Annotated in this window: 23 protein-coding genes; 9 read left to right on the forward strand and 14 right to left on the reverse strand. The window is 61.6% G+C overall.

The window, feature by feature from the left end:
• Positions 1–70: 70 nt before the first annotated feature.
• From motA to PHA8399_RS17965, 6 genes are all read left to right on the forward strand, one after another.
• Positions 71–940 carry a flagellar motor stator protein MotA gene (gene motA / locus PHA8399_RS17940; RefSeq protein WP_008553318.1) on the forward strand — a complete coding sequence of 290 codons (870 nt, stop codon included), beginning with the start codon at positions 71–73 and terminating at the stop codon, positions 938–940.
• Positions 937–3,393 carry a hypothetical protein gene (locus tag PHA8399_RS17945; RefSeq protein WP_208856338.1) on the forward strand — a complete coding sequence of 819 codons (2,457 nt, stop codon included), beginning with the start codon at positions 937–939 and terminating at the stop codon, positions 3,391–3,393. Before motA ends, PHA8399_RS17945 begins: the two co-directional genes overlap by 4 nt.
• A 408-nt stretch (positions 3,394–3,801) precedes the next feature.
• The gene (gene flhA / locus PHA8399_RS17950) at positions 3,802–5,922 is read left to right on the forward strand and encodes a flagellar biosynthesis protein FlhA (RefSeq protein WP_145977063.1); all 2,121 of its coding nucleotides are present in this window, start codon (positions 3,802–3,804) and stop codon (positions 5,920–5,922) included.
• Positions 5,919–6,698 carry a flagellar biosynthetic protein FliR gene (locus tag PHA8399_RS17955; protein ID WP_058287481.1) on the forward strand — a complete coding sequence of 260 codons (780 nt, stop codon included), beginning with the start codon at positions 5,919–5,921 and terminating at the stop codon, positions 6,696–6,698. Before flhA ends, PHA8399_RS17955 begins: the two co-directional genes overlap by 4 nt.
• Positions 6,695–7,783, forward strand: a complete 1,089-nt coding sequence (gene flhB, locus PHA8399_RS17960) for a flagellar type III secretion system protein FlhB (RefSeq protein ID WP_058287482.1) — start codon at positions 6,695–6,697, stop codon at positions 7,781–7,783. Before PHA8399_RS17955 ends, flhB begins: the two co-directional genes overlap by 4 nt.
• Positions 7,780–8,178 carry a hypothetical protein gene (locus PHA8399_RS17965; RefSeq protein WP_058287483.1) on the forward strand — a complete coding sequence of 133 codons (399 nt, stop codon included), beginning with the start codon at positions 7,780–7,782 and terminating at the stop codon, positions 8,176–8,178. The genes flhB and PHA8399_RS17965 overlap by 4 nt, the downstream gene beginning before the upstream one ends.
• Positions 8,179–8,254: 76 nt before the next feature.
• Here PHA8399_RS17965 and PHA8399_RS17970 read toward each other — a convergent pair whose 3' ends face one another.
• From PHA8399_RS17970 to PHA8399_RS18010, 9 genes are read right to left on the reverse strand one after another with little or no spacing between them, the layout of a single operon-like run.
• On the reverse strand, positions 8,255–8,752 hold the full coding sequence (locus tag PHA8399_RS17970) for a flagellar basal body-associated FliL family protein (protein WP_058287484.1): 498 nt from the start codon (positions 8,750–8,752) through the stop codon (positions 8,255–8,257).
• Positions 8,753–8,760: 8 nt separating this feature from the next.
• Positions 8,761–9,501 carry a flagellar basal body L-ring protein FlgH gene (gene flgH / locus PHA8399_RS17975; RefSeq protein ID WP_058287485.1) on the reverse strand — a complete coding sequence of 247 codons (741 nt, stop codon included), beginning with the start codon at positions 9,499–9,501 and terminating at the stop codon, positions 8,761–8,763.
• A complete protein-coding gene (flgA, locus tag PHA8399_RS17980) occupies positions 9,501–9,923 on the reverse strand; it encodes a flagellar basal body P-ring formation chaperone FlgA (RefSeq protein WP_058287486.1) in 423 nt (140 codons plus the stop codon). The genes flgH and flgA overlap by 1 nt, the downstream gene beginning before the upstream one ends.
• Entirely contained in the window at positions 9,923–10,708 is a 786-nt protein-coding gene (gene flgG / locus PHA8399_RS17985; RefSeq protein ID WP_058287487.1) for a flagellar basal-body rod protein FlgG, read from the reverse strand. Before flgG ends, flgA begins: the two co-directional genes overlap by 1 nt.
• Before the next feature lie 10 nt (positions 10,709–10,718).
• Positions 10,719–11,435: a flagellar hook-basal body complex protein gene (locus tag PHA8399_RS17990; RefSeq protein ID WP_058287488.1), complete on the reverse strand. Its 717-nt coding sequence runs from the start codon at positions 11,433–11,435 to the stop codon at positions 10,719–10,721.
• A complete protein-coding gene (locus tag PHA8399_RS17995) occupies positions 11,435–11,707 on the reverse strand; it encodes a flagellar biosynthetic protein FliQ (protein WP_008557586.1) in 273 nt (90 codons plus the stop codon). Before PHA8399_RS17995 ends, PHA8399_RS17990 begins: the two co-directional genes overlap by 1 nt.
• Before the next feature lie 3 nt (positions 11,708–11,710).
• Positions 11,711–12,007 carry a flagellar hook-basal body complex protein FliE gene (fliE, locus tag PHA8399_RS18000; RefSeq protein WP_008557465.1) on the reverse strand — a complete coding sequence of 99 codons (297 nt, stop codon included), beginning with the start codon at positions 12,005–12,007 and terminating at the stop codon, positions 11,711–11,713.
• 23 nt (positions 12,008–12,030) lie between these two features.
• Positions 12,031–12,423: a flagellar basal body rod protein FlgC gene (flgC, locus tag PHA8399_RS18005; protein ID WP_058287489.1), complete on the reverse strand. Its 393-nt coding sequence runs from the start codon at positions 12,421–12,423 to the stop codon at positions 12,031–12,033.
• Between the two features lie 13 nt (positions 12,424–12,436).
• A complete protein-coding gene (locus tag PHA8399_RS18010) occupies positions 12,437–12,826 on the reverse strand; it encodes a FlgB family protein (RefSeq protein WP_058287605.1) in 390 nt (129 codons plus the stop codon).
• Between the two features lie 88 nt (positions 12,827–12,914).
• Here PHA8399_RS18010 and PHA8399_RS18015 point away from each other — a divergent pair, with 88 nt between their 5' ends.
• Positions 12,915–14,243 carry a FliI/YscN family ATPase gene (locus PHA8399_RS18015; protein ID WP_058287490.1) on the forward strand — a complete coding sequence of 443 codons (1,329 nt, stop codon included), beginning with the start codon at positions 12,915–12,917 and terminating at the stop codon, positions 14,241–14,243.
• Positions 14,244–14,675: 432 nt separating this feature from the next.
• On the opposite strand, the gene flbT is transcribed toward PHA8399_RS18015, so the two are convergent.
• The 5 genes from flbT to PHA8399_RS18040 form a co-directional block, all read right to left on the reverse strand.
• On the reverse strand, positions 14,676–15,080 hold the full coding sequence (flbT, locus tag PHA8399_RS18020; protein WP_027235787.1) for a flagellar biosynthesis repressor FlbT: 405 nt from the start codon (positions 15,078–15,080) through the stop codon (positions 14,676–14,678).
• Between the two features lie 2 nt (positions 15,081–15,082).
• On the reverse strand, positions 15,083–15,454 hold the full coding sequence (gene flaF / locus PHA8399_RS18025; protein ID WP_027245122.1) for a flagellar biosynthesis regulator FlaF: 372 nt from the start codon (positions 15,452–15,454) through the stop codon (positions 15,083–15,085).
• 77 nt (positions 15,455–15,531) lie between these two features.
• Positions 15,532–16,341: a flagellin N-terminal helical domain-containing protein gene (locus PHA8399_RS18030; RefSeq protein ID WP_058287491.1), complete on the reverse strand. Its 810-nt coding sequence runs from the start codon at positions 16,339–16,341 to the stop codon at positions 15,532–15,534.
• 202 nt (positions 16,342–16,543) lie between these two features.
• The gene (locus tag PHA8399_RS18035) at positions 16,544–16,903 is read right to left on the reverse strand and encodes a flagellar export chaperone FlgN (protein ID WP_027245120.1); all 360 of its coding nucleotides are present in this window, start codon (positions 16,901–16,903) and stop codon (positions 16,544–16,546) included.
• Positions 16,896–17,189 (reverse strand): rod-binding protein, encoded by a 294-nt coding sequence (locus PHA8399_RS18040; protein WP_244270249.1) that lies wholly within the window; start codon positions 17,187–17,189, stop codon positions 16,896–16,898. Before PHA8399_RS18040 ends, PHA8399_RS18035 begins: the two co-directional genes overlap by 8 nt.
• Positions 17,190–17,316: 127 nt before the next feature.
• On the opposite strand from PHA8399_RS18040, the gene fliK reads away from it, so the two are divergent.
• Both fliK and PHA8399_RS18055 read left to right on the forward strand, forming a co-directional pair.
• Positions 17,317–19,104, forward strand: coding sequence for a flagellar hook-length control protein FliK (fliK, locus tag PHA8399_RS22035; RefSeq protein WP_082649568.1), 1,788 nt, complete (start codon positions 17,317–17,319; stop codon positions 19,102–19,104).
• A gap of 4 nt (positions 19,105–19,108) precedes the next feature.
• The gene (locus tag PHA8399_RS18055) at positions 19,109–19,786 is read left to right on the forward strand and encodes a flagellar hook capping FlgD N-terminal domain-containing protein (RefSeq protein ID WP_058287494.1); all 678 of its coding nucleotides are present in this window, start codon (positions 19,109–19,111) and stop codon (positions 19,784–19,786) included.
• Positions 19,787–19,923: the final 137 nt, after the last annotated feature.

Below are 19,923 nucleotides of genomic sequence, written 5' to 3' on the forward strand. Positions count from 1 at the left end.
CGCGGGCTTAGTCATTCCTTAGGACGACTCGCCTAAACTAATAAAAACCAATGGAATTCGGAGTGGACCTATGATCGGGATTGTAGGCATTGTGGTGATCTTTGCCATGGTGTTCGGCGGATACCTTCTGGCCGGCGGCAAGATGGCGATCATTCTGAAGTCGCTGCCGTTTGAGATGATGATGATCGGCGGTGCCGCTGTCGGGGCGTTTCTGATTGCCAACGACATGGGCGGCGTCAAGCACACGCTCAAGGACATCGGCAAGGTATTCAAGGGACCCAAGTGGAAGCCGGACGACTACCGCGATCTGCTTTGTCTGCTGTTCGCGCTGATCCGAATCGCCCGGGCCAATCCGGTTGAGGTGGAACAGCATATCGAAGACCCGGAAAACTCCTCGGTGTTCAATAAATACCCCAAGATCCTGGGCGACAAGGAAGCCGTGAACCTGATCTGCGACACCATGCGGTCGGCGTCGATGAACTATGACGATCCGCATCAGGTTGAAGAGGTGCTGGAAAAGCGGATGGAGGCCAACCTTCACCACGCGCTGCACTCCAGCCATGCGCTGCAGACCATGGCCGATGGCCTGCCTGCCCTTGGGATCGTTGCGGCGGTTCTGGGCGTGATCAAAACCATGGGCTCGATCGACCAGCCGCCCGAGGTGCTGGGGAAACTGATCGGCGGCGCCCTGGTGGGGACATTCCTTGGCGTGTTTCTCTCTTATGGCCTTGTCGCTCCCTTCGCGGGCAAGGTGAAGGCCGTGGTTGAAGAAGACGCGCATTTCTATCAGCTGATCCGCGAAGTGCTGGTGGCCAACCTGCACAACCATGCAGCAGCGATCTGCATTGAGGTCGGCCGCCAGAATACCCCGTCGCATTTCCGTCCCGGCTTCTCGGAGCTGGAAGAAGCCCTCAAATCGGTGAAACAGGACGCAGCATGATCTGGCGAGCATTTGCCACGGCGGCCGTTGTTTTGACGGCTGGCACAGTCCAGGCACAGACAATCGTGACCCGCTCCGGCGAGCATAAAGGGTTCACGCGCCTGGTGATGCGTCTGCCAAACGGCGCGGACTGGTCTCTGACCCAAAGCGGCAATACTGCGACCGTCAACATTGATGCCCCCGAAGCGGTTTTCGATACCTCCCGCGTCTTCAACCTTATTCCCCGCACCCGGTTGCAATCACTGGAACAGAACGGCCCCGGCCAGCCGCTGCGGCTGCAATTGGGCTGCGAGTGCACAGTCACCTCCTATGTCCAGGAGAACGGCTACCTTGTGGTGGATATCCGCGATGGCGGTAAACCCGCACCGCAGCCGCGATACACCACAGCAGGCAGCATCCTTCCGATCACCACGCCGGTTGCGGGCGGCGGCTACCGTTTCAGTTTTTCCCAGTCGGCCGCGGCGGACGCGCGGATGGCGCTGGAACTGGCCGCCACGGTCGCCGGCCAGTCTGAACCGGCACGCACAGTCCGGCCACAAGACAGTGCCGAGGCACCTAGCCCCGAACCAGCACCTGCTGGGCTGGAAGAACAGACACCAACTGATGTCGTATTGCCGCTGGACGGAAGCAGCATACCGGCGGCCGCGGAAGACGTTGCCGCAGCTATGCTGCCGGGGCTGCCGGATACCGGTATGCTGCTCGACTTGGCGGAGACCGAACGCGCTGCGGTGGTCAAGGAATCCGAGCGGCGGTTGCTGCAGCAGATCGGCCGGGCAGCGAACCAGGGGCTGGTGAGCGTTGCGCCGGACGGGCTTCCTGGCGCTGGCACTGCTGCCGGCCTCGATCCTCTGGGCCGTTCGGACAGGCCTTTGAACCCGCTCGACCACATCTCCGTCACTTCGGCAATCGACCGCGAAACTGGCCTGATGGCTGCCCTGACAGAGGGCAGCAACGAGGCAGCGCACTGCATTCCAGACAGGGACGTGGCAATTCACACTTGGGGCAATGAGAGCCCGTTTGCCGATCAGATCGGACCGTTGCGCAGCGCGCTGGTCCAGGAGTTCGACGACGTGAACCCGGCCGGGGTTTTCGCTCTTGCCCGGATCTATCTCTATTTCGGCTTTGGTGCCGAAGCCCGCTCCATGCTGGAAATCCTTCCGGCCGCAGAGCGTGGCAGCCCGGATGCGGCCGTGCTGGAGGCGATGGCCTTGCTGATGGATGGAGTTGATCTTCCGCCTCAAAACCCGTTCTCCGGGCAGCAGGCCTGCGAAAGCAACAGCGCTTTCTGGGGCGCGCTGGCCGACGGTGCGGTCAAGAAAAATTCAAACACCGATGCGATCCAGCAAGCATTTTCCAAGTTGCCGACGCACCTGCGGGTGCATTTGGGGCCGCGGGTCAGCAAAATGTTCGCCGAAGCCGGCGAGCACCATGTCGCTGAAGCAATGCTGAGGGCCGTGGACCGGACCGGGATCGAAGAGGTGCCGGAAATCAACCTGGCCGAGGCGGCGATTGCAGAACTTGAGGGCGACACTGAGAAAGTCGCTGAAGAGCTGACCAGCGAAGTGGCGGAACGCACCGGGAACGCACCAGCCGCGCTGATCGATCTGGTTGCCCTGAGTGTGAAAGAACGCAAAGCGCTGTCGCCGGATGTGCCGGACCTGATTGCCTCCTACGAGCTGGAAAACCGGGACACGGAGCTTGGTGCCGATCTTCGCAAGGCTCATGTTTCGTCGCTTGCGCTGATAGGACAGTTCCACGACGCGTTTCAGGAGCTTAACGAACTGACGGAACGCGATGGACCGGGTGCCCGGGCTGTAGCGCTGGAACCGCTGTTGCTGCTTTTGGCAGAACGCGCGGATGATGTAACCTTCCTGCAGTATGGTCTGGTGTTTGCCGGTCAGGCTACGGCGGCTGAGGCGGCTCCGGTTGCTGTGCCGGTGGCCCGCCGGCTGCTGGACTTGGGCTTCGCGGACTTCGCTCAAGAACTGCTCAACAAGCTGTCCCTGGCGCCGCAGGATGAAACCCGCCGCCTGATGATGGCTGAAGCCGCGCTAGCCCTGGATAAGCCGCACCGGGCGCTGGTGGAGCTGATGGGGCTGGATGGCTCCAAAGCTAACCGCCTGCGCGCCGAAGCTCTGTGGCGCAACGGCGAATACGGCCGCGCCGGGGAATACCTGCTGGCCGAAAATGAGAAAGACGCAGCCGCCCGCGGGTTCTGGCACTCTGAAAACCTGGGGGCGATAGAGGAAATCGAGCCGGAAGAGGGCGCGCAATTCGGGACAGTCGCTTCTGTCACCACCCGAATCGGCGAAACCGTCCAGGATCCGGACAGCCTGCCGCCGCTGGCCTATGCGCGGGCCCTGGTGGAGAGCAGCGAGGGGACGCGGGGCGGCATCGCCGACTTGCTGAACCAGATCGGCAGAGCAGCGGACGCTCCTGAAGAAACCCAGTGATCCAGCTCAAGGCTGACTGCGTTACGGCCGCCCCGTCCGGGGCGGCCTTTGCGTTTGGATGATAACACTTTGTCAACTGGCTGCCGGTAACCTGATGAGCGGGTGAATCCTGATCTGGAACGGGCAGAATGCCGGAAAACGATTTTAAACTTTGCCTGCAAGGGCTGAGTGCGCGCACAGCGCGCATGGCACGCGAGGCTGTGGCCGCCGCCAGTGCCTGTCCTGCACTTTTCTTCAACGCCAAAATGCACCGGATTGCGCCGTCAGCCGCCGCTGCGAAGGCGGCCCGCGCCTCCCGGGCTTCCGGCCGTCCGGCATCCGGACGGCTGCGGGTCGTTCCGCCCTTTCTGCATTGGAAAGCCCTGAGGCAACCGGCCCGGGCTTCTGGCGGGATTACCAACCATTTGAATGCACTCAACAAGTGGGGCCATAATTGTGCCTAAGCTGACCACTGATCAACTTTTCAGCCCGACTGTGCTGCTGGCGCTGGCGCTGATGGCGATTATCGTGATGATGATCCTGCCGATGCCTGCCTGGGTGCTGGACGTCGGTCTGGCGGCCTCTTTTGCGCTTGCCATCCTGATCTTCACGATCACCCTGTTCATCGAAAGACCGCTGGATTTTTCCTCTTTCCCGACGATTCTGCTGGCGTCGCTGATGCTGCGCCTGTCGCTGAACGTCTCCTCCACCAAGCTGATCATTGGCCAAGGCCACTCCGGCACCGATGCGGCCGGAAATGTGATCGAGGGGTTCGCCCAGTTTGTCATGGGGGGCAGCGTGTTCCTCGGCCTGGTTGTCTTTGGGGTTCTTTTGATCGTCAACTTCATGGTGATCACCAAGGGTGCAGCGCGGATGGCCGAAGTGGGCGCCCGCTTTGCCCTGGACGGGATGCCGGGCAAGCAGCTGGCGATCGACGCGGATATGTCCGCGGGCGCCATCGACCACCAGACTGCCAAGGAGCGGCGCGAACGCGACCAGCAGGAAACGACCTTTTTCGGCTCGCTGGACGGTGCATCGAAATTCGTCAAAGGCGACGCCATTGCTGGCTTGATGATCACCCTGCTGAACCTCGTCATGGGGCTTATTATGGGGGTTCTGGTCCACGGTATGCCTGTGGGCAGCGCGTTTGAGACCTACGCCATTCTGACGGTAGGGGACGGCCTCGTCTCGCAGATCCCTTCGGTGATCATTTCCATTGCTGCGGCACTGCTGCTGGCGCGCGGCGGCACCACTGGCGCCACCGATATTGCTCTGTTCGAACAGTTCGGCCGCCACCCGGCAGCTTTGACCACCGTTGCCGTGCTGATGGTTCTGTTCGCGCTGGTGCCGGGCTTGCCGTTTCTCCCCTTCGTGACCGGCGGCGGGGTCTTGGGCTATGCCGCTTTCCGGATGGCCAAGAAAAAGAAGGACGATGCAGAAGCCGAGATCGAGGAAAAGATCGAGGAAGCCTCCGATCCTTCGGCCTCGCGGCCGTTGGGCGACATTCTGGATCTTGATGATCTGCATCTGGAGTTTGCGCCCGACCTGGTCAGCATGGTGCTGGACGAGGGCACTGGCCTGGACGCGCGGATCGCAAATATGCGGTCCCACATCGCCACCACATTCGGCCTGATCCTGCCGGAAATCCGCCTGACCGATCAGCACGATCTGGAGCGCGGCACCTATGTGATCAAGGTGCAGGGCGTCGAACAGGTGCGCGGCACGCTGCATCCCGAAATGGTCCTGGCCCTGATGCCCGACAATCACGATGCGCTGCCCTCAGGCACAGATGTGACGGAGCCGGTCTATGGCGCACCGGCGCGCTGGATTTCTGCCAAGGCGCAGGAACAGGCGGCGCTGGCCGGCGCCACCGTGGTCACACCGCCGGAAATACTGGCAACCCATTTGCTGGAGGTCATCAAGCAGAACTTCAGCCGCTTGCTGACGCTCAAATCCCTGCGCCGCCTGCTGGACGAAATGACGCAGCTGTCCGACGGCTTCCGCGCCGAGGCGAACCGCAAGCTGCTGGATTCGCTGGTGCCGGACAAGGTGCCGATGGACACGCTTCATGCGGTCCTGCGGCTGTTGCTGGAGGAGCGGGTGTCCATCCGGAACATGCCTTTGATTCTGGAATCTATTGCGGAAGCGCGCTTGCACGTCACACAGCCTGAAGTGATTTGCGAGCATGTGCGCCAGCGCCTTGGCTTCCAGCTGGTGGCCGAGATGAAGCGTGAGGACGGGACCATTCCGCTGATCCAGCTGGCGCCGGAATGGGAGGACAAGTTCTCGACCTATCAGGTCGATGCGCAGGGTGCCGGGCTGGATATCGCGCTGCCGCCGGATCTCTTCAACCGCCTTGCGGACGGGCTGAGCGACAAGCTCTCGGCGATCACCGATCAGGGCGTGTTTGCCGCGGTGGTGACCTCGACCCGCCGCCGCCGGTATCTGAGGACAATTTTGAAGTCGCGCGGTATTACCAATCCGGTACTGTCGTTCGAGGAAATCGGCCTGGAAGCACGGCCTGCCCTCGTCGGGATGGTGCAGGCATGAACCTGGACTTTCTGCCTCCGGAACTGGTTCTGATGCTGGGGGCGGGATTCTGGCACGCCGCCATCGTGTTCCTGAGAGTGGCAGCGATGGTGTCTGTTCTGCCCGCAATGGGGGAGCTTTATGTCCCCACGCGGGTCAAGCTGGCAGTCGCCGTGGCCTTTACGTTTGTCGTGGCACCGGCGCTGCCTGCGTTGCCCGAGCCAGACACCGTGTTCGCTTACGCCCGTTTTGCGGTGACTGAGGCCATCATTGGCCTGGCTTTGGGCATCGGCGTCCGGATTTTTGTGCTGGCATTGCAGACGGCGGGCGCGATGGCAGCGCAAGCCACGTCGCTGTCGCAGGTGCTGGGCGGCATCGGCGCAGAGCCGATGCCGGCGCTTGGCGCTGTTTTGATGATCTCCGGCGTGACCCTTGCCACCCTGATGGGGCTGCATGTCCGGGTGGCGGAGCTGCTGATCGGTTCTTACCGGATGTTTCCGGCAGGCCAGTTTCCGGTTGCCGCCGGCCTGACGGAATGGGGCGTATTCCGGGTCTCGCAAAGTTTTTCGCTGGCATTCACCCTGGCGGCGCCCTTTGTGATCACGGCGGTGATCTATAACCTGGCCCTTGGCGTGATCAACCGGGCGATGCCGCAGCTGATGGTGGCCATGGTCGGCGCGCCGGTGATCACCCTCATGGGTTTGTTCATCCTGATGGTCGGCAGCCCGGTGATCCTGGATGTCTGGTCCCGCGCCTTGATGACCTTCTTCGCAAACCCCGGGGGCGGCATCCCATGAGCGGACAGGACGACGACTCAGACAAGTCATTCGAGCCAACGGAGCAGAAACTCCGAAAGGCCCGGGAAAAAGGCGAAGTTGCCAAATCCACTGACCTGTCGGTGGCTGCCGCCTATCTGGGCCTGATCATCGCGTTTTATACCGCAGGCAGCAGCAGCGTTGAGGGGATCGGCACTGCACTGATGGCCTACCTTGACCAGCCAGACCGGCTGGCGCCGCTGTTTTTCGAAGGTCCCGCGGCAGCGCCGGTGGGCGGCTTCATCGGCAGTGCCCTCCGTCCGGTGCTGCCTTGGTTTGTTGTGCCTTTCGCGCTTGTGCTGCTGTCCATTGTCGGCCAGCGGGCGATGGTCTTCGCCCCGAGCAAGCTGGAGCCGAAACTGTCGCGCATTTCGATTGTTTCCAATGCGAAGAACAAGTTCGGCCGCGCCGGCCTGTTCGAGTTCTTGAAAAGCTTCGTGAAACTGACGCTCTACTCGGTGTGCTTGGGCGTTTATCTGTCCCACCGGCTGCCGGAGATGATCGCGTCATCCGGCACCGGCCCGCAATCCGTGGTTCTGATGCTGGCGCAGCTGTCGATGGAGTTCTTGTTCCTCGCTCTCATCATTGCGCTGGCAATCGGGATCGTCGATGCCGCCTTTCAGCATGCCGAGCATATCCGCAAGAACATGATGTCGCGCAAGGAAATCCAGGATGAGATGAAGGATGCCGAAGGCGACCCGCATATGAAGAGCCAGCGGCGCCAGCGCGGCCAGCAGATCGCGATGGGCCAGATGCTGGCCGATGTGCCGAAGGCAGATGTGGTGATCGTAAACCCGACCCACTATGCGGTTGCCCTGCAGTGGAGCCGTGAGCCGGGCGCCGCCCCCGTCTGTGTTGCCAAGGGAGTCGATGAGATTGCCGCGGCGATCCGGCGGGTTGCCAATGAAAACGCGATCCCGATCCACAGCGATCCGCCAACCGCGCGGGCGCTGCACGCGGCGATCGAGATCGGGGATGAAATTCTGGAAGAGCACTACGCGCCGGTGGCAGCGGCAATCCGTTTTGCCGAGGAGATGCGCAAGCGTGCCAAGGGGAAGGTCACATGAAGCAGAAAATGCTGGATCAGATGGCAGCGGTGACCGCTGCGCAATACATGCAGGAACACGCCAGAATTCAGCCCGTTCTGGCCCGGGAAGCGGAGCTGCGCGGCCAGTTGGCCAGACTGAACGAGCAAGTGCAGGCCGCGCGCGCACAGGCCGATGGCGATCATGCAATGAAGGCTTTGGGGGCGGATCTTCTATGGCAGGGCTGGCATTCCCGCACCCGGCGGCAGCTGAACCAGGAGCTGGCCAAGGCCACTGCGCAAAAACTGCGAAGCATGGATCAGCTGCGCAAGGCGTTCGGCCGCAAACATGCGGTTGAAACGATGGCCACAGCTGAACGCAAACGGCACAAGGCCGAGCTGGCCAAGGACCAGATGGCCCGGCTGCTGGAGGGCTGAGGGGAAGAGACCTGTTTTTGTCAAAAAAAGCCGGCCTTTTGAGGCCGGCTTTTTTGCTTGAATTGTAGTGCGGCGGTCAGACGTCTTGCCGGGAAATCTCCATGATCAGCACGTCATACACGCCTTTGCCGATGTGTTTCTGCGCCGCCTCGCGCAGGGCGGTGCGCAGCGGTTCCAGTACATCAGACCGGGTGAACGCACCGCGGAAGCCGCCCATGTTGGCGTGGTCAAAGAGGACTTGCAGGAAGACATCGCGCAGTTTTGGCTCCAAGGTGCGGACTTTTTCGCCAATGCCTTGTTTGGCCTCCAAGCTCAGAGACACCACCACCAGTGAAGTCAGTTGATCACGCTCTACGACAGGAACGACGAACTGATTGTTGATCTTGATGTATTCGCGCTGGTTCTCTTCGCCGTCTTCAGCGATTTCCTCTGCGGCTTCCTCAGCGGGTTTGGCGGCGCTGCCGGGCTCGGCAGCGTGCTCTTCTTCCGGCGCGGGCATCAGCATGATGCCGGCGCCGATGCCGCCTGCGGTTCCGAGGATCAGCAGGATGACTGGAAGGAGTTTTGACAGCATAATAACCCTCAGAACGGCAGGACAGCGTCAAGCAGCTGCTGGCCGTAGCGCGGCTGCTGAACATCGGTGATCTGGCCGCGGCCGCCGTAAGAGACGCGCGCCGAAGCAATCTTGTCATACGTGATTTCATTCTGGCGGCTGATGTCCTGAGGCCGGACATACCCGGTCACCAGCAGTTCGCGCAGTTCGAAGTTCACCCGCAGCTCCTGGGTGCCGCTGATCGCCAGAACGCCGTTGGGCAGCACGTCGACAACGGTGGCTGCGACCCGCAGCTCCAGTTTCTCGCTGCGTTTCACGGAACCCTTGCCGCCGGCGGAACTGGAGCTGCCCAGCTCCACCGCGTCTGCCGAGGTGGCGCCTTCCGGCAGTTTCCGGTCCAGCCGCTGCGGCAAGCCCAGAAGCTGAGGCATGTTCAGGCTTTCGGAGCCCGACCGCGAGCGCTGGGTGTCGTTGGAAATTTCCGCTTCTTCGTCGATCTCGATCACCACCGTCAGAATATCCCCCCGCTTGATCGCGCGGCGGTCGCCGAGCAGCGATTGCTGCGAGCCGCTCCACAGCGAGGATCCGTCAACGGTGCGCCGGTTCTGGGTCTGCGCCGGCAGTCCCTCGTAAAGCATCGCCACATGCTCCGGCGTCTCATTGGCAGGGGTGAAGGAGGGCGGCTTGCCCAGGTGATCCATCCGGCCGCAGGCGCCCAGGAGGGCCAGCCCGAAAAGCAGCGGTTTGGCGGGGGAAAATTTCATAGTCATCAGTTTACCTCGACGGAGCCGTCTTCCTTGATCCGTCCGGTGACGGTCGTGCGGGAAGAGAGATTCATGACCCGGACAGCTTCACCAGCGGCACCGCGGCCCAAGGCACGCCCTTCCGCGGCGATGGACAGCACACCCTGACGGAAGATCAGGGTCACCAGGTCGTTACGTTCAATGATGGCCGGCGGGCCGATATCGCCGGGCCGCAATGGCCGCCCCGCGTAGAGCGAGACACGTGCTTCCATGCCTGTGACGTCTGCCGGGTCCGACAGCGCGCCAAGGATCTCGCCCTTTTTCAGAGCCAGATCTTCGGGGTTCACGATCTCCTTGGCGCGGATCGTGCGCAGCGGGATCAGGTAGTCCGCCCAGGCAGGCGGGGCGCAGAGCGCGGCGGCGGTCAGGCAGGCAAGAGCAAGTTTCATCAGCGCACCTGTGTGGTTGCACCCATCATCTGGTCGACAGCCGAGATGACCTTGGCATTCATTTCGTAACCGCGCTGGGCTTCGATCAGCTCCGTCACCTCGCGCACTGCATCCACCGAGCTGCCCTCCAGGTATCCCTGGCGCAGGGTGCCGAGCCCGTCTTCGCCAGCGGTGGAGACGGTGGCGGGGCCGGAGGCTTCGGTTTCGGTGAACAGGTTGCTGCCGATCGCCTCAAGACCCTTCGGGTTGGTAAAGCCGGCCAGGGTGAACTGCCCCAGCAGCTGGCCTTCGGGAGAGTCTTGGAAATACCCGTAAACTTCGCCCTCGGCGTTGATCGAGATGCTGGTGGCATCGTCCGGGATGGTGACTTCCGGCGACACTGCGAAACCGTCCGAAGTCACGATCAGCCCTTCGGCCGAGCGTTTGAGCGCACCGTCGCGGGTATAGGCAGACTGGCCGGAGGGCAGGGTGACCTCCAGGTAGCCATTGCCGTCAATGGCGATATCCAGATCGTTGTTGGTCTGCTGCAGCGCCCCTTGGGACAAATGCACGGAAACGGCCGCCGGGCGCACACCCAGGCCAACCTGCACACCGGTCGGCAGCACGGTGCCGTCCGAAGCATTCACGGTGCCGGCGCGCGAAATCTGCTGGTAGTGCAAATCTGCAAACTCGGCGCGGCGGGCGTTGTAGGCCGTGGTGTTCATATTGGCGAGGTTGTTGGAGATGGTCTCCACCCGCAACTGCTGGGCGCTCATGCCGGTTGCTGCGATCTTGAGGGCACGCATCTGGATTCTCCTAGGACTTGATCAGGTTTTTGATGGCATTGCGGATGCGCTCGTCTTCCGTCTGCAGAAAGCTCTGGCCCATCTCATAGGCGCGCTGCACTTCGATCATCCGGCTCACTTCGGAAATTGCGTTCACGTTGGAGCCTTCCAGAAAGCCCTGCAGGACCTTCGAGTCGAAGTTCTCCTCGATGTCGCCCTCAACGCGGAACATCACACCGTCCTCACGCACAAGCGTGTGCTTTTCGACCGGTTTGAACAGGCCCAGCTGTCCCAGCAGACGCCCGTTTGCGCTGAGCGAACCGTCCGCACCCACTTCGATCTTGCCGGCGTCCGGCGGCACAAAGACGGGCGCGCGGCCCGCGTCCAGCACCCGGTAGCCATCCATGGTCACCAGATCACCGGCGGCGTTGGGGGAAAAGGCGCCGGAGCGGGTCAGCCGTTCCCCTTGCGGGGTTTCGACCATAAAGAAGCCATCCCCTTCGATGGCAAAATCGAAGGTGCCGCCTGTATTGGTCAGCTGGCCCTGCTCCATCGAGGTGTTGAAGATATTGGCACGCGACATCGACACGGACGGCTGGCCGGGCGAGGATTGCACGAACTCCGAGAAGATCAGCCCTTCCTGGCGGTATCCGGTTGTGGCGGAGTTTGCGATGTTGTTGGCAATGACGCGCATTTCCCGCATCAGGCCTGACTGGCGTGAAATCGTGGCGTAACCTGCGGTTCCCATTACGAGCCTCCGGCAATCATTGGAACAACGTGGCCGTCGAAAAAGGCCACCAAGGTTTGTGTCATGAAGCCCATGGTCATCCAGAACACGACCAGGATCGCTGTCAGCTTGGGCACGAAAGTCAGGGTCATTTCCTGCACCGAGGTCAGGGCCTGAAACAGGCCGATGGTCAGGCCGACCACCAGCGCGACGACCAAGATTGGCGTCGACATGGTGACAGCGGCCCACAGCGCCTGGCGCAGCGTGTCATAGAAGAGGCTTTCGCTCATCATGGCTCAGACCGGCATCCTCAGGATTTCCTGATAGGCCTCGACGACCTTGTTGCGCACAGTGACCGCGGTTTCGACCGCCAGTTCGGTCTGCGCCAGAGCCTGCACCAGCGCATGCGGGTCAGCTTGCGACGTCATCGCCTGCACCGAGACCTGCTCGCTGTTTTGCAGGGTCGCGGTGAAGTCTTCAAAGCTCTGCTTCAGCTGGGCGCCGGCACCGGTGCTTTCGTGATTGGGGTCAGCTTTGGTGGCGGGGCGGGCGGCGGCATAGCCGCTGGCGGCGGAAAGACTGCGAATATCCATTCTGGATCTCCAATAAATTTCAGTTAGCGTCTCAAAAGTTCCATCAGCGAAGCGGACATGGACCTGGTCTGCTCAAACATCTTCAGGTTTGCCTCATAACTGCGCTGGGCTTCGCGGGCGTCGGCGATCTCGATCATCAGATCCACGTTGGAGCCTTCGAAATGCCCGCTTTCGTCAGCCAGCGGATGCGATGGGTCGTAGACTTTGTCCAGCTCGCTGCGGTCCAGGGTAACCCGGCCGGTGCGCACATGCTCCACATCCGTCCGCAGCTCGCGCACCGATTCGAAGGGTACTGCCTTGCGGCGGTATCCCGGCGTGTCGGCGTTGGAAATGTTCTCAGACACATGGCGCAGGCGCGCGGCTTGCGCCTTGAGGCCGCTGGCGGTGACGGAGAGGGCTTTGGAAAATTCACTCATCTCTCATACCTCCTCAGGTTTTGCCCAGGCTGGCGCGCAGGATGTTCATGGAGGATTTGTAGATGGCCATGGCACGCTTGTGCTGGCGTTCTGTATCGACGCCTTTCAGCAGCTCCGCCTCAACGGAAACCGAGTTGCCATTGGGGTCGCTGCCGGTCTCGTCGGACATTACCGCCCAGTCCATCTGACTGCCTGCGGTGCCATTCAAATGGCTGTCGCGGGTGGCGCTCATGCTGCTTTGGCGGGCGCCTGCGGCAAAGACTTCCGTGAAGGGCTTGATATCCTTGGCGTGGTACCCGGGCGTATCGGCGTTGGCGATATTCTGAGCTACCAATGCCTGGCGCTTGCCGGCATGGGTCGCCATGGAATAGGAAATTTTGAATACGTTCAATTCTGTGAACACCAGGGCTTCTCCCTTGATCGATTTCAATCAAGGCTTAACCCCGATTCCTTTAGAAATTGTTTTCAGGACACCAAGGGAGACCGCCGCCATGAAAGCAGAGCTGCAAGCACTGACCCGTCAAATTGCCAGCACGCGCCTGGCATCGCAGATGGGCCGGGTGACTGGGATCGCGGGCGGAGAGATAGAAATCAGCGGCTTGGCATCAGTTGCCCGGATCGGGGACCGGCTGGTGCTGCGCCGCGGTCCCGGCGATGAGCTGCATGGCGAAGTCCTGAAGATTAAAGGGAATAACATCAGTATGTTGCCTGACCGCGCCCCTGATGGTGCCGCGATCGGCGATGCGGTTCTGCTGCATCCTTCGCCGGAGTTCGCGCCCAGCGATCATTGGATCGGCCGGGTGATCGACCCCTTTGGCGAGCCGCTGGACGGCCGCCCGATGCTGCCAGGATCTGCACCACGGGATTTGATGGCGGCCCCGCCCAAGGCCGCCGGGCGGCGCGGCATGGGGGAACGGCTGCCCACCGGGCACGCATTGCTGAATACGATTCTCCCGATTGTGCGCGGCCAGCGCGTGGGCCTTTTTGCGGGCTCCGGGGTGGGGAAGTCCTCACTGCTGGCCAAACTGGCCAAAGCCATGGAAGCGGATGTGGTGGTGATGGCTCTGATCGGCGAACGCGGCCGTGAGGTGAATCACTTTGTCGAACAGGTCCTCGGCCCCGAGGGCATGCGCCGGGCTGTGGTGGTGGCGGCGACGTCCGATCAGTCGGCGCTTGTCAGGCGCCGCTGTGCTTGGGCTGCCATGACCGTGGCGGAGCACTTCCGCGACCAGGGTAAGAACGTGCTGTTCCTGGCCGACTCTGTCACCCGTTTTGCCGAGGCGCACCGTGAAATCTCTGCCGCCTCGGGAGAGGCGCCCGCGTTGCGCGGCTACCCGCCTTCGGTGACGCCGCTGATCACCGGGCTGTGCGAGCGGGCCGGCCCTGGCGGCGAAGGGCAGGGCGACATCACCGCGGTTTTCAGCGTCCTGGTGGCCGGCTCCGATATGGATGAGCCGATTGCCGATATCCTGCGCGGTGTTCTGGACGGGCATATCGTTCTGAGCCGGGAAATTGCCGAACGCGGCAGGTTCCCCGCGGTCGACGTGTCGCGCTCGGTGTCGCGCAGCCTGCCCGCTGCGGCCACGGCGGACGAAAACGCAGCCATCCAGGAAGTGCGCAAGTTTCTGGGCGCCTATGAGCAATCCGAGGTGATGATCCGCGCCGGGCTTTATGCTGAGGGCAATGACGCAGTGCTGGACCAGGCCGTCAAGCTTTGGCCCGAATTGGATGCCTTTTTCGGGCGCGAGGATGCGGAGGGTATCACCAGCAGTTTCAACCGCCTCCTGCTGCTGCTGCGCCGTGCCAAGGCGGGACGCTAAGGGGCGGCTTGCTGTCACTAAAAAGATGAAAGCCGGCGCCCGGCTCAGGCCTGTGGCGCCGCTTTTTGGATAGCAGATTTTGCGGATCGGAATGAGGAGGCGTCCAGCAGCGGAAAGGCTGTGGAGGCTCGGGATTGTTCCGCCTTGAAAACCGGCGGATGAACAACGCATTCACTGAGCCGGTGCCTGCCCTAATGAGGCGTTTCAATAAAGCTGCTGCGGAGCTGCTTGCCTCCAGGCCGTTTCGCCGGGATAAAAATCCAGTCGCCGGGGATCGCTGATGAGGCCCCCGGCGCTTTGGTCGCAGCGCGTGTTGTTCAAAATCGAAACCGGTCTCGCGCTGCAGGACTGCATCCTGTGTGACCGCTGTACCCTGGTTGCCGAACGGGGCTGCAAGGGCAGTCATAGTGGCCGGCTTGAAGGGCCGGAAGGTTATGACGGCCGGACAGCAAACAGACGGTCTTCGCGCGCCAGCAAAGTGCGCAATGCCTTCAGGCAACGGTAGTGGTTGTTGCCGATCAGGGCGTCGGTTGCTTCTGCCAGCGAAGCGCGGCTATCAGGGTCCGTGAACACCTGGCTCAGCTCCTCGATACGGCGCAGCATCGGCAGACGCTCTTCCTCGGGGTCTGCATCGCCGGACAGGATCAGCTGCGCAGCATAACAGACCCGGCGCACCGGTGTATTGGCTTCTTCGGGATGAATGGCATCGCGCAGGCGCAGGATGTTGGCATCCGGGGTTACAATGGACAGGCGGCTGCGGCGGTCGCCGTTTTCAATCACCGCGCCATTCACAAGGACACGCTCCTTGGGGGCAAGTTTCAGGACAAGTCCGCTCATATTCAGGAAGCTCCGCTGCGGAGGCCACGCAGGATGGCCGTATTGATTTCCACCAGGGGCCGGACGTTGGCCTTGCGCTGAAGCACTTTGCTGGTGTGTTGTCGCGTGAATTCCGCCAGTTCGAAGAGATTCTGCTTTAGGTCATCTGGCAGGGGATTGCTCTTCATTGCGAGATCCGCCGTGAAGATCGACCAAAGCTTGCGGTTGTCGTTCAACGCCTGAGCAAGTTCATTGAACCCGTCGCTGCCTTTTTGGGCAGCCGTGATCAGCCGGCGGGTGACGCGGGTAACCACTTCGTATTCAAAGTTCTTTGCTGTCCGGGTCGGGGTCTTTGCCGCCGAATAGGCACTCTTCGCCTTCAGAAGGGCATTCACGTGTTTTCCTAACGTATTATTCTTCAGGTTCTCTGAGAGGGAAGACCGGGGCGCCATCAGCGCCCCGGATCAGGCTGTTAGCGGAACAGCTGCTGCAGGGTCGATGGCGCCTGGTTGGCGATGGTCAGCGACTGCACCGCCAGTTGCTGCTGGGTCTGCAGTGCTTTCAGCCGCGCCGAGGCCTCTTCCATGTTGGTGTCGCTCATGGTGCTGACACCCGACTTCAGCGAGTCGGTCAGTTTGGACACGAACGAGCTCTGGTCGGTCAGGCGGTTGCTGTCCGCACCCAGCTGAGCCGCGCTGTCAATCGCGAAGGTCAGTGCATTTCCGATTTCACTCAGGATAGTGGTGGCATTGGACGAATCCAGGGTGTTTCCCATAACGCCGGAGATGCTTGTGGCCGCGTCAATGTGATTGACCTGAATGATGTCGTTGGCCGGATCCAGCCCGCCGAGAACATTCAGCTCACTCGCGCCGCTAACGTCCAGCAGGTTCGCACCGTTGAAGGACGCGGAGGAGATGATCGAGTCAATCTGCTCCCGCTTCTTGGCCAGGTCGTTTTCGATTTTGTCGTGGTCAACGTTCTCGGAAACGCCGGCTACCACCAGCTCGCGCATTTCCTTCAGGGTTTCGACGATCTGTTCCATACCGGAGGAGGCAACAGCCACAGTGGCCTCGCCGAAGTCCAGTGCATCTCCGACAGCCTGATATGCCTGGATGTCGGACTCCATCGACTTGGAAATGGCCCAGACAGCGGAGTTGTCCTTGGCCATGCCGACCTCTTTGCCGGTCGAGATCTGGTTCTGGGTCTCTTCCAGGTTGTTGTTCACAGTCTTCAGAGTCTGCAGAGCAACCATTGCGCCGTTGTTTGTCAGAATGCTGGTCATAGCTTTTTCCTTTAGCTGCGGGGCGCTTTAGCCCCTTAATTCTGTGCCCCGGCGGGGCGTTGATTGACGTCTTTCTGACTGTGCGTTCCGCCCTCTGGCTTCCGCGCCACCCCTCTTGAGGTGCAAGGCGACTTTGGCCCATTAGTTGCTAAAGGAGTGCTAATGCCGGGATTTGGTTTTTTAGAATTTTCCCAAAATTGCATCAGGCGCGTTTTTCCAGCTTGGCGCCGCTGCGGGTGCCGTAGCGGTTCCGGCGTCCGGCCTGGTCATAAACGTCCAGGCCCTTGCGGATTCGGCGCAGTTCGGCCATGCGCGCCGCGACTGAGCGGATGCCGTCCATGGCGCTGTCCAGCAGCTGCTGATTGCGCGACAATTTGGTCTGAACCTGCGCCAGAGACTCGCGCTCCAGCTCTGATACAGAGTTCAGCTTGCCGATCACCTTCTCTTTTTTCGCAAGAAGCCCTTCCAGCTTGCCAAGGTCTCCCTCCATCAGGGCAGTGCGCTCGCGGTCGAGGATTTGGTCCAGCTCATCAATGAGCTTTTGCGGTTTCAGGTCACTCACCTTCGGTCTCCTTCAATGCGTGATAAAGTGATTCGGCCAGGCCGATGCCGCCGGAGCGGGCAATCTGGTTGGCCTGTTCGCGGATGAGAAAGCTGGAAAACTGGTCCTCGCCTGCGCCGCCGCCGAAACCTTCGCGGGATTCGCCAAGGCCTGCGGACTTCAGCATTTGCGCAAGAAAGGAAGCTTCCAGCTCAATAGCGGCCTCGCGCAGCGGGTCGCTGCCTGCGGGCCGTACTGGACGCACTGCAGATGCAGTCTGCAGCGGGGTGGGCAGTAGATCTGACATGTCCGGTTCTCCGGTTTGACGTCGAATTTCATCGATTTTCTAAAACTGCGCCGGAACCGGTTAAAATTGCCGTAACCGCTTTGGGATAAGTCTGTCCGGGTCGAGATAGAATGTCCGGAACACAATTATGATGATGAATTCGATCCTTGGCTTTGAAGCCGGTTCTGTTGGCAAGATGCCGGCCGCAACCGGGGAGTCATCCAAAAAATCCTCCAGTTCCAATGATTTCGCTGATCTTGTCGCGGCTCAATCCGGGCCCGAAGACGCGGCCGAAGAAGCGGTTGCAGGCAAGAGCGAAGTGGCGGAGGCAGAAGCGGGCACCGAATCGCAAGCCGCCCAGACAGAAGCGGCCGAAACCGGAATTGACGAGCCTGAAGCCAGAGTGGCCGAGGCGTCGGGCGAAGTGTCTGAGCTTGAAGCTGGACTGCCCGAGGCCGAGACGAATGAAGGTCTGGCTGGCACCAGTACAGATCAAGACTCTGAAGAAGCCGCAGTGGCCGAAGCGCAGGCGCGACCGGACTCCGATCCTAAAGCTGCCGGTGAGAAAGTGCCTCATGGCTCTTCCAGCGTTGCAGAAGGCGCGGATCAACTGGCCAAGAGCGAACGTGTGTCCGGCGTCGAGAGGCCTTCGCGTGAGAATATCGTTACGGGGCAGCCTGTCCCGCCTTCTGCTGACGGCACGCAGCAGGCAGACGGTGCGGCGGTCGGGCAAAACCCGGCGGCCGCAGGCGGCGGCCAGACTGAAACATCTGAAGAAATCGCTCGAATTCAGGCTCCCGGGCAAACCCAGGCGGAGGCTGTCTCCGGCCGAAACACAGCGGAGCGAGGCGAAAAAAACGCAGATTTGAAGGTGCCGCAAGGAACCGAAGGTTCAGGCACCACCCGCGTGCCTGAGGAGGCTTCGGTTAAGGCGGCCTTAGTTGCCAATGCACAACCGCCGACCGGGCAACAGCAATCCGGCACCGCCCCTGGTCAGGTAAACAAAGGCGTTGCAGCCGCTGGTCAGGCGCCCGCCGTTCCATACTCCGCAATGGCGATACCCGGTTCTCAATCCTTGCAGCCAGACGGCCAGCAGGCTGCCATCCGGCCTGACGGAGCGGCTCAACTGAACATGCCAGCCGCGCAAGGCATAGTGCAGGCGCTGACAGCGGGCCAGACCGCGCCAAAGGGGCCAGGACAGAGGGCCGAGTCAGCAGTAGCGGCACTTACCGGCGATGTCCCGGCGGACGCTGACGCTGGCGAGACTGGCAGGGCGTTTTTCAGCGATCTCAAGAGCGGAGAGTTCCGTGCACCCGCGGCAGCGCCGGCGCCGAACCCGCAGCGGCCTGCTGTTTCGGTGCTTCAGCCGCCGATTGCCGGCGGGCTTGGCGCGGGTTCGGCGGGTGCTGAACTGCTGTCCGGGTCCGAAGATTCTCTGCAGGGCGCATTTGGCCTGTCCGGCGAGGTGCCGGGACTGACGCAGCTGCTGGCGGAGGCCTCCTTCGGCACAGGCACGGTGCACCGGCCGGAGACGCCGCGCATGATAGCGGCGCAGCTAGCCGAGGCTTTTGCGGCCAAGGGTGAGCAGAAAGTTGAAGTTTCGCTGAACCCGCAGGAGCTGGGCCACGTGAAAATGCGTGTGGTCGCCAGTGAAACGGGCATTACCATGATTATCCAAACAGAGCGGCCGGAAACCGCTGATCTGATGCGCCGCCATATCCACGAACTGGCCGAGGAATTCCGCCGCATGGGGTATGAGGACATCTCCTTCGAATTCAGCGGCGGCCAGACCGGCGGCCAGTCCGCAGATGATGCGGGCGGCGGCGGGGCATCTTCCGGCGGCACAGGGCCGCGCGGCGCTGATGCGGCGGATGGCACTGAACAAGTAATTCAAAACCTACGGCTGGGTGAAACCGGCGTGGACATGAGGGTCTGATCACATGACAACAGCAGTCACCTCCGCGGGCAGCCCCGCGGCACAAACACCCCAGCAGCCGGCGGCCACCCAGAAGACCTCCGGGCTGACGTCCGACTTCGAAACCTTCGTGAAAATGCTGACCGCGCAGGCGACGAACCAGGACCCGCTGGAACCGCTTGATTCGACCGAATACGCGGCTCAGCTGGCGCAATTTTCGATGGTGGAGCAGCAGACCAAGAGCAACACCTTGCTGGAAGGCCTGCAATCCCAGCTGGGTCTGGCCAACATGGCGGCGCTGTCCGGCTGGGTCGGGATGGAGGCGCGGGGCGTGGCTCCGGGCTATTTCGACGGCAGCAGCGAGATCACCATTGCGCCTAACCCGGCAGCGGCTGCGGATTCGGTCACATTGGTCGTACAGGACACCAAGGGGTCCGAAGTGCAGCGAGTCACCCTGCCGGTCTCAGCCGAGCCTTACCAGTGGACCGGCCTGGATGAAGACGGAAATCCGCTGGAGGCAGGGGAGTATAAGTTTGTCATCGAAAGCAGAAAAGGCGACGAACTTTTGCTGCAGGAATACGCCGAGATCTATTTCAAGGTGAACGAAACCCGGATGCAGGGCGGCGATGTGGGCCTAATCACCGAAGGCGGGTCTGTGGTCCTGGCCTCTTCGGTGAGCGCGCTTCGCGATCCGCAAAGCTGACCCGGCGGTATCCGCTGGGCGAAAAACTGTCTAAGAACGGGGCGGCATAACACCGGAGACCGCCCTGCAACCGCTGCCTGACAAATTCGAAGCCCGTTTCTTTGCGCACCTTTCTGCAACGGGCCTGCATGTTCCGG

Origin of the sequence: Leisingera aquaemixtae (genome assembly GCF_001458395.1) — a bacterium.
GTDB classification, from domain to species: Bacteria; Pseudomonadota; Alphaproteobacteria; order Rhodobacterales; family Rhodobacteraceae; genus Leisingera; species Leisingera aquaemixtae.

Excerpts from the sequence above, each read along its gene's own strand:
- PHA8399_RS17995 (WP_008557586.1), bottom strand. The coding sequence starts at position 11,707 with ATGATGAGCGAAAGCCTCTTCTATGACACGCTGCGCCAGGCGCTGTGG.
- PHA8399_RS17970 (WP_058287484.1), bottom strand. The coding sequence starts at position 8,752 with ATGCTGTCAAAACTCCTTCCAGTCATCCTGCTGATCCTCGGAACCGCA.
- motA (WP_008553318.1), top strand. The coding sequence starts at position 71 with ATGATCGGGATTGTAGGCATTGTGGTGATCTTTGCCATGGTGTTCGGC.
- flbT (WP_027235787.1), bottom strand. The coding sequence starts at position 15,080 with ATGAGCGGACTTGTCCTGAAACTTGCCCCCAAGGAGCGTGTCCTTGTG.
- PHA8399_RS17945 (WP_208856338.1), top strand. The coding sequence starts at position 937 with ATGATCTGGCGAGCATTTGCCACGGCGGCCGTTGTTTTGACGGCTGGC.
- flhA (WP_145977063.1), top strand. The coding sequence starts at position 3,802 with ATGCACTCAACAAGTGGGGCCATAATTGTGCCTAAGCTGACCACTGAT.
- PHA8399_RS17965 (WP_058287483.1), top strand. The coding sequence starts at position 7,780 with ATGAAGCAGAAAATGCTGGATCAGATGGCAGCGGTGACCGCTGCGCAA.
- fliE (WP_008557465.1), bottom strand. The coding sequence starts at position 12,007 with ATGGATATTCGCAGTCTTTCCGCCGCCAGCGGCTATGCCGCCGCCCGC.
- flhB (WP_058287482.1), top strand. The coding sequence starts at position 6,695 with ATGAGCGGACAGGACGACGACTCAGACAAGTCATTCGAGCCAACGGAG.
- PHA8399_RS17990 (WP_058287488.1), bottom strand. The coding sequence starts at position 11,435 with ATGGGAACCGCAGGTTACGCCACGATTTCACGCCAGTCAGGCCTGATG.
- fliK (WP_082649568.1), top strand. The coding sequence starts at position 17,317 with ATGATGATGAATTCGATCCTTGGCTTTGAAGCCGGTTCTGTTGGCAAG.
- flgA (WP_058287486.1), bottom strand. The coding sequence starts at position 9,923 with ATGAAACTTGCTCTTGCCTGCCTGACCGCCGCCGCGCTCTGCGCCCCG.
- flgC (WP_058287489.1), bottom strand. The coding sequence starts at position 12,423 with ATGAGTGAATTTTCCAAAGCCCTCTCCGTCACCGCCAGCGGCCTCAAG.
- PHA8399_RS18030 (WP_058287491.1), bottom strand. The coding sequence starts at position 16,341 with ATGACCAGCATTCTGACAAACAACGGCGCAATGGTTGCTCTGCAGACT.
- PHA8399_RS18015 (WP_058287490.1), top strand. The coding sequence starts at position 12,915 with ATGAAAGCAGAGCTGCAAGCACTGACCCGTCAAATTGCCAGCACGCGC.
- PHA8399_RS18040 (WP_244270249.1), bottom strand. The coding sequence starts at position 17,189 with ATGTCAGATCTACTGCCCACCCCGCTGCAGACTGCATCTGCAGTGCGT.
- PHA8399_RS17955 (WP_058287481.1), top strand. The coding sequence starts at position 5,919 with ATGAACCTGGACTTTCTGCCTCCGGAACTGGTTCTGATGCTGGGGGCG.
- flgG (WP_058287487.1), bottom strand. The coding sequence starts at position 10,708 with ATGCGTGCCCTCAAGATCGCAGCAACCGGCATGAGCGCCCAGCAGTTG.
- PHA8399_RS18055 (WP_058287494.1), top strand. The coding sequence starts at position 19,109 with ATGACAACAGCAGTCACCTCCGCGGGCAGCCCCGCGGCACAAACACCC.
- flgH (WP_058287485.1), bottom strand. The coding sequence starts at position 9,501 with ATGACTATGAAATTTTCCCCCGCCAAACCGCTGCTTTTCGGGCTGGCC.